The sequence below is a fragment of the Paenibacillus sp. ACRRY genome, from assembly GCF_022346995.1.
GTDB lineage: Bacteria > Bacillota > Bacilli > Paenibacillales > Paenibacillaceae > Paenibacillus.
In genome coordinates, this window is sequence record NZ_JAKRNM010000001.1 from 1,885,306 (window position 1) to 1,905,090 (window position 19,785).

General features: G+C 48.6%; 20 protein-coding genes. 3 read left to right on the top strand and 17 right to left on the bottom strand.

Features of this window, described 5'->3' with window-relative positions; genetic code table 11:
- Window positions 1–121 precede the first annotated feature (121 nt).
- From rnc to MH144_RS08160, 10 genes are all read right to left on the bottom strand, one after another.
- The gene (rnc, locus tag MH144_RS08115; RefSeq protein WP_239298983.1) at window positions 122–820 is read right to left on the bottom strand and encodes a ribonuclease III; all 699 of its coding nucleotides are present in this window, start codon (window positions 818–820) and stop codon (window positions 122–124) included.
- Between the two features lie 13 nt (window positions 821–833).
- The gene (gene fabF, locus MH144_RS08120) at window positions 834–2,072 is read right to left on the bottom strand and encodes a beta-ketoacyl-ACP synthase II (RefSeq protein WP_095287861.1); all 1,239 of its coding nucleotides are present in this window, start codon (window positions 2,070–2,072) and stop codon (window positions 834–836) included.
- 178 nt (window positions 2,073–2,250) lie between these two features.
- A complete protein-coding gene (gene acpP / locus MH144_RS08125) occupies window positions 2,251–2,484 on the bottom strand; it encodes an acyl carrier protein (RefSeq protein WP_024630176.1) in 234 nt (77 codons plus the stop codon).
- A gap of 152 nt (window positions 2,485–2,636) precedes the next feature.
- The gene (gene fabG / locus MH144_RS08130; RefSeq protein ID WP_095358716.1) at window positions 2,637–3,386 is read right to left on the bottom strand and encodes a 3-oxoacyl-[acyl-carrier-protein] reductase; all 750 of its coding nucleotides are present in this window, start codon (window positions 3,384–3,386) and stop codon (window positions 2,637–2,639) included.
- 45 nt (window positions 3,387–3,431) lie between these two features.
- The gene (gene fabD / locus MH144_RS08135; protein ID WP_239298984.1) at window positions 3,432–4,364 is read right to left on the bottom strand and encodes an ACP S-malonyltransferase; all 933 of its coding nucleotides are present in this window, start codon (window positions 4,362–4,364) and stop codon (window positions 3,432–3,434) included.
- 27 nt (window positions 4,365–4,391) lie between these two features.
- Window positions 4,392–5,381, bottom strand: coding sequence for a beta-ketoacyl-ACP synthase III (locus MH144_RS08140; protein ID WP_095287980.1), 990 nt, complete (start codon window positions 5,379–5,381; stop codon window positions 4,392–4,394).
- An 8-nt stretch (window positions 5,382–5,389) separates the two neighbouring features.
- Entirely contained in the window at window positions 5,390–6,385 is a 996-nt protein-coding gene (plsX, locus tag MH144_RS08145) for a phosphate acyltransferase PlsX (RefSeq protein ID WP_239298985.1), read from the bottom strand.
- Window positions 6,382–6,930: a transcription factor FapR gene (fapR, locus tag MH144_RS08150; RefSeq protein WP_239299296.1), complete on the bottom strand. Its 549-nt coding sequence runs from the start codon at window positions 6,928–6,930 to the stop codon at window positions 6,382–6,384. The genes plsX and fapR overlap by 4 nt, the downstream gene beginning before the upstream one ends.
- Before the next feature lie 416 nt (window positions 6,931–7,346).
- On the bottom strand, window positions 7,347–7,520 hold the full coding sequence (rpmF, locus tag MH144_RS08155; RefSeq protein ID WP_090923906.1) for a 50S ribosomal protein L32: 174 nt from the start codon (window positions 7,518–7,520) through the stop codon (window positions 7,347–7,349).
- Window positions 7,521–7,583: 63 nt separating this feature from the next.
- On the bottom strand, window positions 7,584–8,090 hold the full coding sequence (locus tag MH144_RS08160) for a YceD family protein (protein ID WP_095358720.1): 507 nt from the start codon (window positions 8,088–8,090) through the stop codon (window positions 7,584–7,586).
- A gap of 453 nt (window positions 8,091–8,543) precedes the next feature.
- Here MH144_RS08160 and hmpA point away from each other — a divergent pair, with 453 nt between their 5' ends.
- The gene (gene hmpA, locus MH144_RS08165) at window positions 8,544–9,782 is read left to right on the top strand and encodes an NO-inducible flavohemoprotein (protein ID WP_239298986.1); all 1,239 of its coding nucleotides are present in this window, start codon (window positions 8,544–8,546) and stop codon (window positions 9,780–9,782) included.
- Window positions 9,783–10,040: 258 nt separating this feature from the next.
- Window positions 10,041–11,273, top strand: coding sequence for a nucleotidyltransferase (locus tag MH144_RS08170; protein WP_239298987.1), 1,233 nt, complete (start codon window positions 10,041–10,043; stop codon window positions 11,271–11,273).
- 157 nt (window positions 11,274–11,430) lie between these two features.
- Here the strand turns inward: MH144_RS08170 and MH144_RS08175 are convergent, their stop codons facing one another.
- On the bottom strand, window positions 11,431–12,471 hold the full coding sequence (locus MH144_RS08175; RefSeq protein ID WP_239298988.1) for a SepM family pheromone-processing serine protease: 1,041 nt from the start codon (window positions 12,469–12,471) through the stop codon (window positions 11,431–11,433).
- A 205-nt stretch (window positions 12,472–12,676) separates the two neighbouring features.
- On the opposite strand from MH144_RS08175, the gene MH144_RS08180 reads away from it, so the two are divergent.
- On the top strand, window positions 12,677–13,927 hold the full coding sequence (locus tag MH144_RS08180; protein ID WP_239298990.1) for a nucleoside recognition domain-containing protein: 1,251 nt from the start codon (window positions 12,677–12,679) through the stop codon (window positions 13,925–13,927).
- On the opposite strand, the gene coaD is transcribed toward MH144_RS08180, so the two are convergent.
- The 6 genes from coaD to lacZ form a co-directional block, all read right to left on the bottom strand.
- Window positions 13,905–14,411 carry a pantetheine-phosphate adenylyltransferase gene (gene coaD / locus MH144_RS08185; protein WP_110822714.1) on the bottom strand — a complete coding sequence of 169 codons (507 nt, stop codon included), beginning with the start codon at window positions 14,409–14,411 and terminating at the stop codon, window positions 13,905–13,907. The genes MH144_RS08180 and coaD overlap by 23 nt on opposite strands.
- A gap of 1 nt (window position 14,412) precedes the next feature.
- The gene (gene rsmD / locus MH144_RS08190; RefSeq protein WP_239298992.1) at window positions 14,413–15,021 is read right to left on the bottom strand and encodes a 16S rRNA (guanine(966)-N(2))-methyltransferase RsmD; all 609 of its coding nucleotides are present in this window, start codon (window positions 15,019–15,021) and stop codon (window positions 14,413–14,415) included.
- A 347-nt stretch (window positions 15,022–15,368) separates the two neighbouring features.
- Window positions 15,369–15,788: a hypothetical protein gene (locus tag MH144_RS08195; RefSeq protein ID WP_239298993.1), complete on the bottom strand. Its 420-nt coding sequence runs from the start codon at window positions 15,786–15,788 to the stop codon at window positions 15,369–15,371.
- A 26-nt stretch (window positions 15,789–15,814) separates the two neighbouring features.
- The gene (locus tag MH144_RS08200) at window positions 15,815–16,099 is read right to left on the bottom strand and encodes a hypothetical protein (RefSeq protein WP_239298994.1); all 285 of its coding nucleotides are present in this window, start codon (window positions 16,097–16,099) and stop codon (window positions 15,815–15,817) included.
- 109 nt (window positions 16,100–16,208) lie between these two features.
- On the bottom strand, window positions 16,209–16,514 hold the full coding sequence (locus MH144_RS08205) for a hypothetical protein (protein ID WP_239298995.1): 306 nt from the start codon (window positions 16,512–16,514) through the stop codon (window positions 16,209–16,211).
- A gap of 153 nt (window positions 16,515–16,667) precedes the next feature.
- Entirely contained in the window at window positions 16,668–19,715 is a 3,048-nt protein-coding gene (gene lacZ, locus MH144_RS08210) for a beta-galactosidase, LacZ type (protein WP_239298996.1), read from the bottom strand.
- Window positions 19,716–19,785: the final 70 nt, after the last annotated feature.

Here is a 19,785-nt window from a genome sequence, read left to right on the forward strand (position 1 = left end):
TTTCCCAATCCTCTCTTTACAAAAAAAAGAGCAAAAAGCAGTCCGGCCGATAATTTCCGCCGGGGCGGACCCGAGGGGCTGCTCTTTGCTCTTCGTTTGTCTATGCGCTACCCGGTAAAGCTCAGGCTTCCGGAAGCTTCAATCGATCAAGCGCTGCGGATGCAGCTTGCTGCTCGGCTTCCTTTTTGGAACGTCCTGTACCTCTGCCAAGCCGTTCTTGACCCATATGGACCTCCGAGACAAACTCACGTTCATGGGCAGGGCCCCGTTCTTCGACGATCCGATACTCAAGAGCTCCCATATTGTGATGCTGAGTGAGTTCCTGCAGTTCCGTCTTGTAATCGCTCATCTGAAGCTTGCCGCCCAGAACGATCAACGGAAAAACATGCTGGTCCAGAAACGTTCTGACTGGCTCCAGTCCCTGATCCAGATACAATGCACCGATGAAAGATTCAAACACATCAGCCAGCAAAGCCGGCCGTGTTCGTCCTCCAGTAAGTTCCTCACCTTTACCAAGGAGTACATACTGACCAAAACAAAGTGCTTCTGCAAATTTGACGAGGGAAGGCTCGCAGACAATAGATGCCCGCAGCTTCGTTAATTCACCTTCCGGACGGTTAGGATACAAATGATACAAGTATTCCGATACAGTCAACTCAAGCACCGCATCGCCCAAGAACTCCAGACGTTCGTTATCCTGGTGCTGACTGAATCGGTGTTCGTTTACATAAGAAGCATGGGTAAACGCTTGTTTTAGAAGCTGCCTGTTGTCAAATTTGATTTGAAGTTTGTGTTGTAACTGCTTCAGATCTTCACTCAAACGAACTAGCCCCTTATGCTTCAAATTTTTTGAGAATAATGGTGGCATTGTGACCGCCAAATCCAAACGAGTTGGACATGACTACGTTCACGTTAGTTTCACGCGGAACATTCGGAACATAATCCAGATCGCATTCCGGATCCTGATTTTCCAAATTGATCGTAGGTGCGAGTGTCTGATGAGTCAGAGACAATCCGCAAATTACGGCTTCCACGCCACCAGCTGCACCCAGCATGTGACCTGTCATGGATTTAGTGGAACTTACTGCAAGCTTGTACGCGTGATCACCAAACGCCTTTTTGATCGCCAGCGTTTCGGATCGGTCACCTACAGGTGTTGACGTACCATGTGCGTTGATGTAGTCCACTTCTTCCGGTTCAATTCCGGCATTGCGAAGAGCCATCTTCATGCAGCGTGCTGCTCCATCCGGATCCGGCTCAGTCATATGATGCGCATCGCCAGTCAGACCGTAACCGATCACTTCACCATAGATACGTGCACCACGTTTTTGAGCATGTTCCAGCGATTCCAGAATCAGAATTCCTGCTCCCTCACCCATCACGAATCCGTCACGTCCTGTATCAAAAGGACGGCTTGCCTTAGCCGGTTCGTCATTACGTGTAGACATCGCGCGCATTGCACAGAAACCAGCCAGACCCGTTGGTCTGATTGTCGCTTCCGCACCACCGCAGATCATTGCGTCTGCATCCCCATTTGCAATCATCTTGAAAGAGTCTCCAATGGAATGCGTTCCTGTAGCGCATGCTGTTACAACGTTGGTGTTTGGACCTTTAGCACCAAGAGAAATCGACATTTGGCCAGAAGCCATGTTAGAGATCATCATAGGGATGAAGAATGGGCTTACCCGTTTTGGACCTTTTTGCAGCAATGCGTTGTGCTGGTCCTCCCAAGTTCCCAATCCACCAATACCTGATCCGATGGAAACGCCAAAGCGCTCGGCTTCGATGTTCTCATTAATCTTCAAACCACTGTCTTCAACAGCTTTGAAACCAGCTGCTACAGCAAATTGAACAAAGCGGTCCATTTTGCGAGCATCCTTACGATCCATATATTCATCCGGGTTGAAATCCTTAATTTCGGCAGCAATTTGTGTCGTGTATTCACTCACATCAAAGGCCTCAATCTGAGAGATTCCGGACTTGCCTGCCATTAAACTTCCCCAGAACGTTTCCAAATCTTTTCCGAGCGATGTCATTACGCCCATTCCGGTAATTACTACTCTTTGTTTCAAACCGACTCACCTCTATATCGACTGCTTGCGCAATTATTTTGTGGGAATATCCGCAAGCGGATGCTCACCCATCCCGATCCGAAAATCAAGCTGAATCAGCATCGCTGCGGAATGAGAAAAACCAATGAATGATGAGAAGTCCCGCCTGTTCGAAAACAGGTGCGGGACTGAATTGACTTTAGGTATGAGATTGTATGTAGTTTACAACTTCACCTACGGTCGTGATTTTTTCTGCATCTTCATCAGAGATTTCCAAATCGAATTCATCTTCCAATTCCATGACCAATTCTACTACATCCAAAGAATCAGCACCCAAATCTTCTTTGAAAGATGCTTCAAGTGTAACTTCAGCTTCGTCTGCGCCCAAGCGGTCGACGACGATGCGTTTTACACGCTCCAATACATCGGACATCCGGTTCACCTCCTCCTTGGTATTATACGAGAATCGCAGGCAAAATGCCATAGAAGACATATGCGGCTCCCGGCCGGGGAACCCGGCCTTTTTCCGGCATTTCGGATCGTCCAGCGCCTGTTCCCCGACTATTAATTTAAGTCCGGGAAGTTTTACATGTACATGCCGCCATCGACGTGCAATGTCTGCCCTGTCATATACGATGAAGCTCCCGATGCCAGGAATGTAACGACTCCGGCAATTTCATCCGGCTGACCCAGTCGGGACAGTGGAATGCCACTCAGCATACCATCTACGAGTTCCTGTGACAATTCCTTGGTCATATCCGTCTCAATGAACCCAGGTGCTACACAGTTAACCGTGATGCCACGGGAAGCCAGTTCACGAGCGGAAGCCTTGGTCAAACCGATGACCCCCGCCTTGGCAGCAACATAGTTGGCTTGTCCGGCATTCCCCAGAACACCAACAACCGAAGAGATATTAATAATTCTGCCTGAGCGTTGTTTCATCATTGGACGAGTAACGGCTTTAAGGCAGTTAAATACCCCTTTGAGATTGGTCTCAATAACCTGGTCAAACTCTTCCTCTTTCATGCGCATGATCAGATTATCACGTGTAATCCCCGCATTGTTAATCAGAATGTCAACATTGCCCCAGGCTTCAAGAGTAGCTTTGACCATTTGTTCAGCTTCATCCATTACTCCAACATTCGCTTGAATGGTGATGGCCTGAACTCCCTTGGCACGAATCTCTTCCGCCACTTCTTCAGCAGCAGCCTGACTGCCTGCGTAGTTTACGGCTACATTGGCACCAGCTTCAGCCAAAGCGAGTGCAATGCTGCGGCCAATCCCGCGGGAGGCCCCTGTTACCAGTGCGTTTTTACCTTCTAATGGTTTAGACAACATAATTCCTCCTTTCCCCAAATAACCTGTCATTCAATCATTCAATCACTTTAATGCAGCTGCAGCAGCTTCAAGCGTTTCAAGACTGTTCACATTGTACAATTTTACGGATTTATCAGTTTTTTTAATCAATCCGGTCAATACACTTCCAGAACCAATCTCAACGAAGGTATCTACACCTTGCTCAATAAGCCATGTCACACTGTCTTCCCATAAAACCGGAGAATAGACCTGTTCTGTCAACAATTGTTGAACCTGTCCATTTTCCACAGGTCTTGCTGTCACGTTAGCGACTACTGGAACCTTGGCTGGCGAGAATGTTACGGTCTCCAGCTTCTCTGCCAGTTTCCCAGCAGCTTCCTTCATCAATGAGGAATGAAAAGGACCGCTCACTTCCAGTGGAATGGCACGCTTGCCGCCAGCTTCTTTCACCCGTTCCGCTACGGCAGCTACACCTTCTTTGACACCGGAAATAACAATTTGACCCGGACAGTTCATGTTAGCAAGTTCAACCGCATGACCCGTTTCGGATACGTCTCGGCAAAGCACCCCCAGCGCTTCCCGATCCGCACCCAGAACAGCAGCCATTGCTCCCTGCCCACCTGGTACTGCTTGTTCCATATATTGGCCACGTGCCCGTACAATGCTCACGGCGTCAGCAAACGACAGAACGCCCGCTGCAACGAGAGCACTGTATTCACCCAGACTGTGTCCAGCCGTATAGTCGGGCTGAATCCCTTTTTCTTTAAAAGCCTCAAGCAATGCAATACTTGCAGTGAGCAGCGCCGGTTGTGTATTTGATGTCTGTTTCAACTCGGCCTCTGGTCCTTCAAACACGAGATTGCTCAGCGAGAAGCCCAGCACATCATCGGCTGTACGGAATATTTCTGCTGCCGCAGGCACGGACTCATACGCGTCCTTGGCCATGCCTACAGCCTGTGATCCCTGTCCAGGAAATACAAATGCGATTTTGCTCATTAGATTTATCTCTCCCAGCTATCTAATTTACCAAACGAGTACAGATGCACCCCAAGTCAGTCCGCCCCCGAACCCAACCATCAAGATGGTGTCTCCGGCTTTCATGCGGCCTTCTTCAGCTGCCTCCACCAATGCGAGCGGGATCGATGCTGCCGAAGTATTGGCGTATTTGTCTACGTTGACAACCACTTTTTCTTCGGGAAGCTCAAGTCGCTGCATGGCGGATTGAATGATACGAATGTTGGCCTGATGAGGAACAAACAGATCTACGTCCGTGCGCTCCATGCCTGCTTTGCGCAGAACTTCATCCGTTGCTGTTCCCATAACACGTACGGCAAATTTGAACACTTCACGGCCATTCATGTAAATGTAGTGTTTTTTATTCTCAACAGTCTCTGCGGATGCAGGCAGACGGGAACCGCCGCCCTCCAATTGAAGCAGGCCACCACCAGCACCTTCGGCTCCAAGGTCAAACGATTTGAATCCACGACCTTCAGGAACTTCGCCAATTACCACTGCGCCCGCTCCGTCGCCAAACAATACGCATGTGTTACGGTCTGTATAGTCCGTGATCCGGGATAGACAATCTGCACCAATAACTAGCGCGTTGTTATACATGCCACTTTGGATAAAGCTGGTTGCTGTCGCAAGACCATATACAAATCCTGAACATGCAGCAGACAAATCAAATGCCGCAGCGCCTTTGGCACCGAGCTTATCCTGCAGAATGCAGGCCGTAGATGGAAAAGCAGAGTCCGGCGTAATTGTTGCTACGATAATCAGATCCAGATCACTGCCTGTCATTCCAGCAGACTCAAGTGCCTTCATAGCCGCTTCGTATGCCAGGTCCGAAGTCGCTTGATCCGGAGCTGCGATATGACGTTCCTTGATTCCAGTGCGGCTAACGATCCACTCGTCATTGGTATCTACCATTTTCTCAAGGTCACTGTTTGTCAAAATTTTCTCAGGTACATATTTCCCTGTACCAATAACCCCTACCGGGCGCAAATTATTCATGTCGTCACTCACTTCCCGCTAATTTCCTTAGATATGCTCTCCACCAATTGGTTCTGCACTGCAATTCTAGCTTGGCGAACAGCGTTTTTGATCGCATTGCCATCCGCTGATCCATGACTTTTGACAACTAGTCTACTCAAACCGAGAAGCGGCGCACCGCCATGCTCGGTATAATCCAGTTTCCGTTTCAGACCGCGCAGCTCAGGCATGAGCACCGCAGCAGCCAGTTTGCTTTTGAGCGAAGATGAGAACTGTTCCTTAAGCAATGCGAAGATGGCACCCGCTGTGCCTTCCAGTGATTTGAGCAATATGTTACCTGCAAACCCATCACAGACAAGAACGTCACATGCACCTGTAAGTACATCTCGAGCTTCCACATTACCGACAAATCGTATCGGGAGCTGCTCTAGTAGTGGATATGCGTGCTTCGTCAGTTCATTCCCTTTGCCCGGCTCCGTTCCAACATTGAGCAACCCTACTCTGGGTGAGTCGACTCCTTGCACTTTCTGCCGATATAGGCTACCCATAAGTCCATATTGTGCCAAATGTTCGGGCTTGGCATCCATGTTTGCACCCAGATCCAGTGCAAGCACGCCAACATCATCTATCGTTGGAATCATTGGCGCAAGCGCCGGTCGTTCAATGCCTTCCATGCGCCCCACCACGAGCAGTCCAGTTGTCATAAGCGCTCCAGTATTACCTGCAGAGATCATGGCATCTGCTTCGCCTTCCTTAAGCATGCGGCCCGCGACCACCATGGAGGCATCCTTTTTGCGACGGACTGCCTTAACGGGCTCGTCATCCGAACCGATCACTTCCGAAGCATGACGAACAGACAGGTTAGCCGGCTTCACAGCAGATTGATTCAAAAGCGGTTCAAGCTTGGCTTCATCGCCAACAAGCACGATCTGTGTATCTGCCCATTCCGTGGCGGCAGCAATTGCACCTTCTACCGTTGCCTTTGGTGCATGATCGCCTCCCATAGCATCAATGACGATTTTCATTCCAGATGACCTCCCTCTAGGCTGTCTTCTCCACCAGAACGGTAGATGACAAAGTTGCCTTGAAACACCATTTCCTCACCTACATAGGTGAACACTTCAACTTTTGCTTTCCCCTTTTGACCCGAGATCGATCTCACATACGCTTTCGCAATACATTTCTCGGCCAGATGAACCGAACGAACAAATCGAATATCGGCCGAAGCCGTCAATGCAATCTCGTCATTAATGACAGCGACTGCCAGGGAGTTAGCCTGGGCAAATACATAGTGACCACGAGCAATTCCCGTCCTAGAAAATACATGCTCTTCCTTAATCTCAAACAAGGAGATCCCACTTTTGTCCAGCTGCAAATCTACAATATCACCGATAATCTCATGCAGAGGCAGCGAGCGTACCTGGTCATACGAACGCTCTGCCATCAGTTTCATTCGTTCACGAAGTTCAGGAATCCCCAGCTCCAGCCGGTCGAGGCGAATCGTTTGAATACTCACCTTCAACTGGCGTGTAAGTTCCTGATCCGTTACAAACGGATTATCTTCGATCATTTTGGTCAATTGCTGCTGCCTCTGTCTCTTCGGTACACGTTCGATGCCTGACACCCCCCGCTGTATCGTATATGAAAGCGTCCCATGCCGGTCCGTTCTATCGTTTCATGTCGTTCTCTATAATTGAACCTCTGACCTATCAGAGGTTTTCAACACACAAATTTATGGTTCTTCTCTATGTAACCCCAAATCTTAGAACCTGGTACTAAGGCATAGTATATCTCATCCTGTGTCAAAAAGAAAGACTGGGCGGGGAAAAACCATTCTGTGCTGAACAGCCGCCCTCCTGCATTCTACTAATCTTTCTTCTTGAAACAGTTAACGGAAGTCAGCCATTCCCCTAATACGAATACTAATTTGAACATTCAAAAAAAGTAGTACCTCATCGAAATGAAGTACTACTTGATGTCTAACTATTATTGAGAGATGATCTCTCTTGCTTTGTACGTTCCGCACACTTTGCACACGTGGTGAGCAAGCTTCAATTCGCCGCATTGTTCACATTTCACCATGCCCGGTACAGCCAATTTAAAGTGAGTGCGACGTTTGTCGCGACGCGTCTTGGACGTTCTCCGTTGAGGTACTGCCATTATTCCCACCTCCTTATCAAAATCAACCTTTGCAGGTAGTTGTTACACTAGATTTTCATTTGCTCATTTAAAAAAATCCTTGAGCCCTGCAAGCCGCGGGTCGATAACTTCGTTATCGCAACCGCAGTCACCCTCGTTCAGCTCATGGCCACACTTTGGACATAGCCCTTTGCATGTATCGCTGCATAGCGGTATAAACGGTAGGTGCAGCAGAAAAGCTTCCTCGGCATATAGCTTCAGATCGATGTCCTCTCCATCCACATAGACAGTATCATCATCTTCAGACAAGTCCTCCGGCTGTTCTCCCTGCTTGAATTGCTCATGAAAATCAATATGAAGATGTTCACTAATCGGCTTGAGACAACGTGAGCACAACATGTCCACTCCTGCTGACACTTTGCCATGAACATCCACCACGCCCCCCGTTGCTTGTTCTGCAGATAAATCCGCAGTCAGCGGGGTAACGGCTGTGATATCTTGTCGGTTAGAAATCAGTTCCTTAATATCCCACTGTTCATTGAACTGCAGGGGCCGGTCACTGATAGCCACTTTGCGAAATGGCAATAACATTTCCCATCACTCCAAACGAAACCAATCTCATAATTCATGTTAAATGCTTAACGGCAGTTATACAGATCAAGCTGATCGTGATGCGCTTCATATCTTGACTGTATGTATTCTGACGATTCATCGTTAAAAGTATTATGAAATTGACTTAACAAACAAAAATCATTATACCGATTTTCCAAGACGTTTGTCAACACTTTTAACTTTACACCCTTTTGGAAAAGAAAGATACCCGAACGACAAAAACACTCTACAGCATTATAAACTTTCTCTGCGCCATACTACAAGTTAATCCTTTTGCTTGCATGACGGACACATTTCTTTAATTATTCGTGTGATGTAGATCACACGTCCCCCTTTAGACCCTATCTATACTTGCTATATGCCACGCATAATAGATAAATGGCACCAGGTTATCCATCTAAATTGTCAATCCATTTATAGGAGGAAAAATCCATGTTAAGCGAAAATACAATTCGAGTGATCAAATCCACCGTACCTGTACTTGAAGTTCACGGAGAGGCCATTACCAGCCATTTCTATAAAACGATGTTTGCACATCATCCCGAACTCTTGAATATTTTCAATCATGCTAACCAAAAACAGGGACGGCAGCAGGCCGCTCTTGCCAATATGGTATACGCTGCTGCCCTGCATATTGATAATCTCGCCGCGGTCCTGCCAGCCGTTCGTCAGGTTGCGCACAAACACCGCAGTCTTGGCATTGCCCCGGAACAATACGAAATCGTGGGCACCTATTTGCTGAAAGCGATCAAGGATGTGCTGGGTGATGCTGCGACCGAGGAGATTATTGCTGCGTGGGCCGACGCCTACAATGTTATTGCAGGTGTCTTTATCGGTTTAGAGAAGGATCTGTATACAGCAAGTGAAAACCAAAATGGTGGCTGGGAAGGTTTCCGGTCATTCCAGGTTGCCAAAAAGGTGAAAGAAAGTGACCTGATTACTTCCTTTTATCTAGTGCCAACGGACGGCAGTCCCATAGCCACATATCAACCTGGACAGTATATCAGCCTCCGGATGAAACCTGAGGGAAATGCGTATGCCCAAATTAGACAGTACAGTCTTTCGGACGCTCCAGGAAAACCGTATTACCGTATTTCTGTTAAACGAGAAAGTGCTCGGATGGAACGGCCAGATGGTGTTATATCGACATATCTGCATGATCATATCACAGAAGGAAACGTGGTCGAATTGTCTGCTCCTGCGGGCGATTTCACACTGAACACGGAGGATCCACGCGATGTCGTATTATTGAGCGGTGGCGTTGGGCTCACTCCGATGATCAGCATGTTGAACACCCTGGTTGACAGTGAAGTCCAGCGTTCAGTCACTTTTGTTCATGCTGCCCTAAATGGCGAAGTTCATGCTTTTCGAGATCATGTAAATACATTGGCAGAACAGCACGAGGACATACAGGCATTTTATTGTTATGCACAGCCAACACCAGATGACCGCACGCTGTCACGTTTTCATAGAGAGGGTTATGTTGATGCAGCCTGGCTGTCACAGATTATCCGCGAGCCCCTGGAATCCCATTACTATTTGACCGGTTCTGTCCCCTTTATGCAGACGATCTATGCGGCACTATGCGAGATTGGCGTTTCACCTGAGAATATTCATTATGAGTTCTTTGGACCCAAAACAAACCTGATTCCTGCATCGGAAGCCATATAATTTATCTTCAGGAGAAAATAATAAAAGATCAGCAGTGACTCCCCTGAAAGCACGGGCCGTATTCATCTGAATGCGACTCTGTGCTTTTTTGACGTTTTCTTAGCGCTTATTATTTGAATAAGGATGCTCGTATCCCCTATTATTAAACAAGACATTTCTGCTCGGCGAAGCAGCAATGAACTTTATCAACCAATTTGAACAAAAATTCCAGTCAGGTATTGAAGATATATAACTTGTAACTGAAAGGAGTGCCCGCTGATGAAAGCTGTAGGTGTTATTGTTGAATATAATCCGCTGCATAACGGACATGTCTATCACTTGAATGAGGCCAGACGGCTAAGCGGAGCAGATGCCCTTGTGGCCGTCATGAGCGGCCCTTTTCTCCAGCGAGGGGAACCCGCCATTGTGGGTAAAAGGGCTCGTACCGAGATGGCGCTGCACGCAGGCGCCGATCTGGTGATTGAGCTGCCGGTTGCTTATGCGGTACAACCGGCGGAATGGTTTGCCTTCGGTGCAGTCTCGCTGCTGCACCGCACCGGGGTCGTGGACTCGCTCTGCTTCGGCAGCGAGTCCGGTGACCTGGACAGCCTGCAGCGCATTGCGCGCGTGCTGGCTGTGGAACCCGCAGGGCTGCGCGAGGACATCGCGCGGCGCCTGCGGGAAGGCGCCAGCTACCCCGCCGCGTACGCAGGCGCGGCGGCAGCGCTGGCGCCCGGCGGCGTGAGTGAAGACGCCGCCGCTGCACTGCTCGGGCAGCCCAACAATTCGCTTGGGCTGCACTACCTGATCGCGCTGGAACGACTCGGCAGCGCGATCCAGCCATTGACGACGGCACGCACCGGTGCCGCGTACCATGAGGCGACGCCCGGACCGGGGGCGATCGCCAGTGCAACAGCCGTCCGCCGCCTGCTGATGGCGGACGGGCTCCAGGCCGCCGCGCCGTATGTGCCGGCGGCAACACTTGCCATTCTGCAGCGCGAATGGCAAGCAGGACGCGCTCCCGTACACTGGGAGCGCTTCGCCCAGCCGCTGCTGCACACCGCGGCGACCCGCCGTGCCTCCGAGCTGGCAAATATCGCCGAAGTCACGGAAGGATTGGAGCACAGGCTGCTCCGCACACTGGCTCAGCTTCCGGAGCCATCGGTCGAATCGCTGCTGGATGCACTCAAAACCAAACGGTACACGCGCACCAAGCTGCAGCGAATGTTGACCCATGTTCTGTTGAATCATGCCAAGGCCGAATTGACCCCGGACCAGCTAGCCGAAGGCCCCGGTTATCTTCGTGTCCTTGGATTCAATTCACTGGGCCAAAGTCTGTTGAAACAGATGAAAACGGCTTCCTCCCTGCCTGTTGTGCTGAAACCGTCTATCTTCACTCACAACCAGCTGGAGCTTGATGTGCAGGCACAAGCAGCGTATGCCCTCTCTTACGAGCAGACGGACACACGGGCCATGTACAGCGACTATTATGAGCCGCCAGTTCGATGCTAAACGTTTGTACAATAATTTGTTCATAAATGTTCTTATCAAAAAAATCCCCTATGTCGTGTCGTTTATTCAAACGATCGCATAGGGGATTTCAATTTATCTAATCTCACTCTTCCTTGATAACGCGCTTGCTCCTAATCACATTATCCACATCAACCTTTTATGATTTGGCAGACAATGTTTTCAGATAAGCGAGGGCATCGTCTACCGTATTCACTGGAACCAGCTTCATTTGAGTGCCAATCTGTTCCGCTTTGGCTTCGGCTTCCTGATAATTCTGTTTCGGAACGAAGAAAATCTCTGCCTCTTTTCGATCCGCGGCAACGATTTTATGCACCACACCACCAATGGGACCGACTACGCCTTCCTTGGTGATCGTGCCTGTGCCGGCAATTCGGTGACCTTGGGTAAGATCTCCGGGAGTAAGCTGATTATAAATTTCCAGGGTAAACATCAATCCGGCCGAAGGACCGCCAACCTGAGTATCCGTAAACGTAATTTGTTTATCCGAATCTTCAGGCTTTACTTTCTGAACGGTTCCGATCATTACACCCAAGCCGGGCCGAGTATCACCCGTTTTGCTGTCTTTGACTTCAATCAGTTTCACATCACGGCTAATCGTCTCGCCTCCGCGTTCCAATTGCATCTCTACCGTATCTCCCACTTTTTTGTCCTTCAACTGGGCAGATAATACCGTGTTATCCGGTGTAGCTGTTCCGTTCACGCCCAGGATAATATCGCCAGGAGCAATATCTCCCTGTGGCTTCGGGTCCTCTGATAAGCCAAACACGAAGATATGTTCAGGAACAATGGAATACTTAACACCCGCCTGCTCATAAGCAGCTTCCATAGCGGAAGATTGAGAATCGCTCATGAACCATACCTGTTCGGCAGAGTACTCTGCTTCCGTTTTTCCTTGCAGGCGGTCTTCCTTTTTGTCAATTTGCATATTTCGGTTAAACAGGGACGTACCCAGCAAAAACACATTGGCATACGTTGCCGACACGGTCGTCATCATGAATACACCACGTTCTTCCTGGTCTCCATCCTTAACCGTAACCATCGGTTTTACTTCATCCGCGCTGCCAGGCATATAGATGATATATGGCGTTGGCATATACACTGCAACGTAGACAACCAGAGCCACCACGATCACAAAGATCGAAGCTCTGAAGCCGCCAGATTTTCGAATCCGATTCATCGCATGAGCCCCCGTTCTTTGCGTTTCTTCCATAATTATAAGTCTAACATCCTCATTCTCACGCATACAATGGTACAGGCCGGATAGGCCGCAGTATTCTGTGGCTTGTCCGGTCAAGGCCGAACCGTCCTCTGGACGTCATTCGGCCGTCCAATCCGATTACTGCAGCCGAATGAATCGGCGCTATTTCATTTGAGGTGAAACGATGACAATGCAGACCGAGGTTACAGGATCCAACCCGATCAGGTCAGTACTCCTTAGTACCGGCGCTTTGTTACTGGTCGTCGCTGTAGTTGTATCTCCGAAAGATGCCTTCGATGCCTCCATTCAAGGATTGGACATCTGGTGGAAAATTATCTTCCCCGCAATGCTTCCGTTTCTGATGTTGTCGCAAATGCTCACTGCATTTGGTTTTACAGACGCTCTCGGCGTCTTGCTGGGACCACTGATGCAGCGTTGGTTTCGCCTCCCCGGCGAAGCTGGACTAGCCATTGCCGTCGGCATGTGTGGAGGATTTCCTGCTGGGGCGGACACAGCGTCCCGTTTGGTCCGGGATCAACAAATAACCGGCAAACAGGCCATTATTTTGGTCGCTGCAGCTCATTTCACCAATCCGATGATGATCATTTTGGTCATAGGTGCCGCTTTTCTTCACCAGCCTGCTGCCGGATACTTTCTGCTTATGATTCATTGGCTCAGCGGATGGATTGCCGCAATCATTGCCATTCGGCTCAACCGCAGTAGCCAAAAACATTCCACTGCAGCCAGTCCCCCCAAGCGCAGCCCGCACCAGGGGCTTTGGTTTCGAATGATGGACGCAGCCCGTGAAGCCCAAGCCCGAGATGGCCGCGGGTTCGGCAAACTGCTGGGTGACACCGTGTCTCATGCCGTACAGACACTAATGATGACCGGTGGTTACATCATCGGTTTTGCCGTGTTTATTCGACTTCTGGGCCTGTACATCACGCCCGGCAGTTCGGCTGCCCTCTGGCCTTCTGTATTGGAAGTGCATTTGGGCACATACCATTTAAGTCAAACGCCATGGGCACCCTTACTTACGATTTCCCTGATAGCTGCGGTTCTTGGTTGGGGCGGACTGTGCTCCCATTTACAAGTCTCAGCTGTGATGAAATCCGCCGGGATGGCATCCAAGAGCATGATCTATTTTGCTGCTGTACGTTTAATTCATGCCTTGATTGCCTTTTCCTTAAGTGTCTTCCTATGGCTACCCTTTAGCCGTTACAGTGCAGAGTTACGAGCTAAGTTCTGGCCTTCTGCAAGCGCGGATGAGACGACTCTGCTGCCGATGCAATCCCAGCTTGAAGGCAACAACGCTGCGGCAGAGATTTTATGGAGCAGCTTCCCAGTAGTATGTATCGGACTTGCGATCATTCTTGCCGTTATGATCAGCCTGTCCGGCTTGACCCACTGGTTTAACCGCCGTTTTTCTCGCTGATTTTCCGGCGAAGTGCTGTTTCTACTTCCGGGGACACCAGATCGGTTACATCTCCATGGTAATGGGCAATTTCCTTGACGATACTGGAGCTCAAATACGAATATTTCGGATTGGTCATCATAAAGATGGTTTCCGCATCCGGGTTCAGCTTGCTGTTGGTGGAAGCAAGCTGCAGCTCATATTCAAAGTCAGTCACGGAGCGTATGCCACGTACGATGACCTGAGCTTCCTTTTGCCGAACATAATTGGCTGTCAGGTCACGGAAGCTATCCACTTCCACATTAGGCAGATGGCCCGTAACTTCTGTAATGAGCGCTTTGCGCTCTTCCACCGTGAACAGTGGATTTTTACTCATATTATTCAGTACAGCCACGATGACGCGGTCAAATTGCTTGGACGCCCTGGCGATAATGTCCAGATGGCCCATCGTTACAGGATCAAAACTCCCGGGATATACGGCAATTCGTTCCTGCCTGTGTATCATTTCAGTCATGAGGAGCCTCCTCTTCTGCTATGCTGTTTTCTCCATCATTTGATGCCTCAGGTGCATAAGCGTAGATGGATACAGCTGTCTCCCCATACACAGCCTTGCGCGTTTGTTCAAACGGGCCGAATTGCTCAGGGTAACTATATTTGGATTCATATTCAAGCACGATCGTCGCTTCCGGTTTAAGCAGTTCCAGTTCATGCATCGTAAGCATCAGCTCATCCCCGTTTTTCATACGGTAAGGCGGATCGAGAAACACCAGATCAAATCGTGTCGTTCGCTTCGCAAGCGCCTTTAATGCACGGCCTGCATCATTACGGTATATGGCTGCCTGATCCTCCAGCTTGGTTGCCTTCAGATTGGCGCGGATCACTTCAATACTTTTAGATTCCAAATCAACAAAAACAGCCTTGTCCATGCCGCGGCTTAGCGCCTCAATTCCGAGACCACCACTACCCGCAAACAAATCCAATGCTGTACCACCCTCAAAATAAGGGCCAATCATGCTAAACAGCGCTTCCTTCACCTTGTCGGTGGTCGGACGTGTTCCATTGCCAGGAACAGCCTTCAGCGGTCTGCCTTTCGCACTCCCGGATACCACTCTCACTGATGAGTCACCTTTTCTCTCTATGTAAGTTTATTGATACAGCTATCGTACCACACTCGGGTTCAGTTTGAAAAATAGTCTGTCTCCATTCATTTCAAAAAATTGTTGACCCGTTGTTGACGCATATGTATAAAAAGGAAACATTTCGGCCATTCTATAATTATCGACATCACAAGTGTCGTAGACAACCGCGGAGAAGACTTACGTTTCCCCATAAGCTCTTCGTCCGGTTTCTCCTCTCCCATGAAAAATAGGCCCTCGAAGGAGGGCCTGTTTTTGTTTACTTTTTAATATGTATGGAAACTGGAAACCATTAGTTAAGACTGTATGCCTTCTTCAACAAGGAGTCACACTTCTTCCACTTCAACATCTGTTTCGGGCTCCAACCAGCCGATCTCTTTGAGCCAAACTTCCATGTCATTCAGAAACGCTGTATGATCCAAATGCGCTATTTTGTATTTCTTTATCTTCTCACTCAAAAAAGCATAAAAGGAATGACTTAACTCAACCCGTTGTCTTCTTTTACTGAACTCTTTGTAACGGTCCTCACTGACCGTCATGTCAAAATAAATCACCTGCTCTTTTTTGGCATATCTGACCGAAGACTCTCGTTCATATTCTTCCGGCAGGCAGCGAAAAACAAAGAACAGCTCGATATCACATGCAGGATATTTCATTTCAGCTTGTTCAAAAACAGGCTGTAATTCGTCAGATAGGGAGGCGACGTAGGTTAACCCGGATGTATCGGATGTTTTACTCAGTTTCACAGTAAGCCTCCTCCTTAATTTACCAGTTATTCATGGTTCTCCATCTCCCGGTATTTCCGATTGGAACGCCGCAAGTTTATCATGGGGAACAACAGAAAAACTACTGGTAAGAATAAATTCCAATTCTGCTTGATAATCATCACAATACTGAAGAACACAATCGCGAGCCAAACCAGTATTTCAATAGTCTCAACCTTGGTTAGCGTATACTTAAATGCTTTTTTGGAGATGAGACAAACAAGGTAATACACGAGCAAAGCATAAAACACACCCATACCTAGAATTGCAATTAGAGCGATAAACATTTCCATGAACATCCCCCTCTCACCTCCAATTCCCTTTCTTCATCCACTTTATTTTACCATATAAGTAAAAAACGTGTACCAACCGTGAATCCAAGAAATATACTTTCTTTCCATTTTATTTCTCTTCGGTAATAATCGTTGCATTGTAGATCACAACACGTTTTCCATTTAGATCAAATAACACTTTGTTGCCATATTCCGTATCCTGCACATCGATTTTCCCTTCGTAGGTCTGAATCAACTCACCGGAGTCACTGTACACCTTAACAATCCGCTCCAGACCCCCGGAGTTGTTGGATCTCATCGTTTTCAGCGCCCTTTCACCCGAAGCCGTATTGAAATACCAGATGAAACATCCCACAATGATGCCGAGTACAGCCAGTACGGTAACCCATACGCCCGTTTTTGCCTTTCTGCTCATAATGTCGCCCCCCTTCAATCCATGTCTCGTACAGTACGAAAAAGCTTCGATAACGGTTTCACAAAATGCAATTTTCCACTTTTCTTCCCACAACAAAAAACAGAGGCCTCCGATATACGGCGACCCCTGTTCTGTATTTATTTGAAATGACTTTTACAATGCACGAATGACAAATTCAAATTCCAGTTCGCCGTCCGAGGCAATGCGATATTCCGGATGAACCGGTGCACCCCAGCTATCATCACCGCCAACACCCATCTGTTTGCCAGCTACAGTAACCACAGTATAATGCACGGGCGGCAGCTCGTATACATGCTGAGCGTTTTCCAGTTCAAATGCCGTATACGGCGATACGTTCAGCTCAACCGGAGCTGCAGAAGCCTCAATTTTGAAGCCGCGTCCTGCATCATCAGTCAGTTTCGCCCAGCGTACTCCTGTGCGGTTGCCCGACTCCTGTGGTACCAGGTAAGGCGCAACCGTATCCGCCACTTTACTGCCGTGAATGCCCAAGCGCGCACCAAATGCACGATCCGCATAGTTTTCTTCAGGTCCCATGGCTAGCCACTCTACGTTGCCATATTCCGGTGACGTTTTGAAAGACAGGGCATGAATCGGAAGGTCAGGCAATCCTGCCGTTCCTTTGTAGGCGTTACGAACATGCACGCTTCCATCTGCACACACAGTATAAGCCACTTTCACCTGCACATCTGCAGAAATATTGAGCTTGTACGTGAATTCAATTCGATATTGATCTGGTTTCTGTTCTGCCTTCCACTCCACACATCTTGGCAGCAGGCTAGCCGCATACCACGCTCCCAGTTCGAAGCCCATTGCTGTTCCTTTATCATTATCCGTCGTTGCCCGCCAGAACAATGGTGCAGGAGGCTGTGCAATCGTCTCACGACCAGACAGTTTGAGGGATACCAATGTGCCGAAGGCTTTGGAGAACAACACGTGAGTTTGACCTACACGGACACCAATATTCACATCGCCTTCAACCACCTGAATATCATTTGTCAGATTCAGATCCTCTGCAGCTGTTGCAATGGAATCTTGTATGAAAATATATTGGCCAAACGCAACTTCATCCCCTTTATCCGCCCAGAGGGTAGCCGCTTTTAGAACGAATGCAACATTAACTGCATATTCGCCACCAGCCAGAGTGTCTGCATCCAGTGGAAGACTTACAGTTTTCTCGCTTTGTGCAGGCACATTAACTTCCAGCGTTCCGCGCAGCACTTCATGCCCCTCACGTTCCAGGCTGTACACCAGCTCGAATGCAGATGTATCCGCAAACAGGTTTCCGTTTACGATTTTGACCCCTTCACGATCCGGGAACAACTTGATATTTTGGTAAAGGAATTTCACTTCCTGCATTTTGGCAGTTACTTTGCGATCTGCGTGTACGATACCGTTTCCGCAGAACGAGTAGTCCGAAGGACGATCGCCGAAATCGCCGCCGTATGCGAGGTATTCCTTGCCGTAACGATCTTTCTTATAGATGGACTGATCGATGTAATCCCAGATGAATCCACCTTGATACATCGGGTATTTGTCTTCCAGTTCCGTATATTTGTGCATGCCACCGATAGAGTTACCCATGGCGTGCATGTACTCACAGCTGATATAAGGCTTGGTCGGATTCGCATTCAGGAATTCCTCAATGTCTGCTGGTTTGGCATACATGCGGCTCTCCATATCACTTGTCTCATCAAAACGACGATCATGGAAAACTCCCTCATAATGCACCAGACGTGTTGGGTCTGCCGATTTGAAGTATTGGGATACTTTGTAGATGACTTCACCGCCATGTGACTCGTTACCACAGGACCAGATCAGAATGGATGGGTGGTTTTTGTCACGCTCCACCATGGATACAGCGCGATCCATGACAATGTCATGCCACTCTGGCTTATCTCCAGGAATCACCCAGGAAGGCTCAACGGCGCCAAGTTTTTGCCAGGAACCATGCGTCTCCAGGTTCATCTCATCAATAACATACAATCCGTATTCGTCACACAATTCATACCAAAGGCTTTGATTCGGATAATGTGATGTTCGAACCGCATTCATATTGTTTTGTTTGATGGTGCGCACATCCCAGAGCATGTCCTCTTTGGTAATGGCACGGCCACGGCGCGCGTTGAACTCGTGACGGTTAACTCCTTTGAATACAATGCGTTTACCGTTGATATGCATTACTTTATCGATCATTTCAAACTTGCGGAAACCAACGGACTGAGGCACAACCTCAACCAGCTGGCCTGCAGCATCATATACTCGAATGTATAAACGATACAAATACGGTATTTCCGCACTCCAAAGGTTTACCTTGCCAATCTCCTCCTGAAGATGAACAAGTCCATTCGTAACATCCACACCACCCAATGTTTTCACGGTGTTTCCTTCAGCATCGCGCAGTTCGGCTTCTACTCGTGCTCCCGCCGAAGCTTTACCTTCCAGCTTCAGATCGAGGTTCAGCGTACCGTTTGTATAGGACTCATCCAGATCCGTTACCACATGCAGGTCCCGGATGTGTGCTGCAGGTACCGTATAGAGATATACGTCTCTGAAGATGCCGGAGAAGCGCCAAAAATCCTGATCTTCCAGCCAGCTGCCTGTGCTGCGCTGATACACTTCCACAGCCAGTTTGTTCTCTCCGTCCTGAAGGAATGGCGTGAGATCGAAGTCCGATGGGGTGAAGCTATCTTCTCCGTATCCCACGAACTGACCATTAAGCCACACATAGAATGCTGACTCTACTCCCTGAAAGGAGATGTATACCGGATTGTTCTGCCATCCTGATGGCAGGTGGAACGTCCGAATGTAGCTTCCGACTGCATTTTTGTCCTGTGGCAGTGCTGGCGGACGCAGTTCGTTCAATCCATCCCAAGGATACTGCGTATTTACATATTGAATTTGACCATAACCTTGAAGCTGAATGTGACCAGGCACTTCGATATCATCCCAGCCTTCACTGGAGTAATCTGTTTGGTAGAACAGTTCAGGCCGGCAATCTGGACGAATGGCATAATTGAATTTCCAGGTTCCGTTCAGGTCATAACGCATCTTCATAGTTCCTGGTGTCTGTGCTTCCTCCATTGTGCTGTAATAACGATGATCCGAGTAAGCGTTTAGTCGGTTGACCTCAAAAACGCTTACATCTCCCAGCCAGTTGATATCTGCTTGTGTTGCTTTCATCGGCTCTCTCTCCCTCTAGTGCGAAGTGTATAGTATGAGTTATTCAAGATTCAGACCTGTAATTCCTCTT

What these genes read in the sequence shown, in the direction of transcription:
- acpP (WP_024630176.1), bottom strand. Translation starts at nt 2,484, where the DNA reads ATGTCCGATGTATTGGAGCGTGTAAAACGCATCGTCGTCGACCGCTTG.
- fabD (WP_239298984.1), bottom strand. Translation starts at nt 4,364, where the DNA reads ATGAGCAAAATCGCATTTGTATTTCCTGGACAGGGATCACAGGCTGTA.
- MH144_RS08140 (WP_095287980.1), bottom strand. Translation starts at nt 5,381, where the DNA reads ATGAATAATTTGCGCCCGGTAGGGGTTATTGGTACAGGGAAATATGTA.
- plsX (WP_239298985.1), bottom strand. Translation starts at nt 6,385, where the DNA reads ATGAAAATCGTCATTGATGCTATGGGAGGCGATCATGCACCAAAGGCA.
- fapR (WP_239299296.1), bottom strand. Translation starts at nt 6,930, where the DNA reads ATGATCGAAGATAATCCGTTTGTAACGGATCAGGAACTTACACGCCAG.
- rpmF (WP_090923906.1), bottom strand. Translation starts at nt 7,520, where the DNA reads ATGGCAGTACCTCAACGGAGAACGTCCAAGACGCGTCGCGACAAACGT.
- MH144_RS08160 (WP_095358720.1), bottom strand. Translation starts at nt 8,090, where the DNA reads ATGTTATTGCCATTTCGCAAAGTGGCTATCAGTGACCGGCCCCTGCAG.
- hmpA (WP_239298986.1), top strand. Translation starts at nt 8,544, where the DNA reads ATGTTAAGCGAAAATACAATTCGAGTGATCAAATCCACCGTACCTGTA.
- MH144_RS08170 (WP_239298987.1), top strand. Translation starts at nt 10,041, where the DNA reads ATGAAAGCTGTAGGTGTTATTGTTGAATATAATCCGCTGCATAACGGA.
- MH144_RS08175 (WP_239298988.1), bottom strand. Translation starts at nt 12,471, where the DNA reads ATGAATCGGATTCGAAAATCTGGCGGCTTCAGAGCTTCGATCTTTGTG.
- MH144_RS08180 (WP_239298990.1), top strand. Translation starts at nt 12,677, where the DNA reads ATGACAATGCAGACCGAGGTTACAGGATCCAACCCGATCAGGTCAGTA.
- coaD (WP_110822714.1), bottom strand. Translation starts at nt 14,411, where the DNA reads ATGATACACAGGCAGGAACGAATTGCCGTATATCCCGGGAGTTTTGAT.
- MH144_RS08200 (WP_239298994.1), bottom strand. Translation starts at nt 16,099, where the DNA reads ATGGAAATGTTTATCGCTCTAATTGCAATTCTAGGTATGGGTGTGTTT.
- MH144_RS08205 (WP_239298995.1), bottom strand. Translation starts at nt 16,514, where the DNA reads ATGAGCAGAAAGGCAAAAACGGGCGTATGGGTTACCGTACTGGCTGTA.
- lacZ (WP_239298996.1), bottom strand. Translation starts at nt 19,715, where the DNA reads ATGAAAGCAACACAAGCAGATATCAACTGGCTGGGAGATGTAAGCGTT.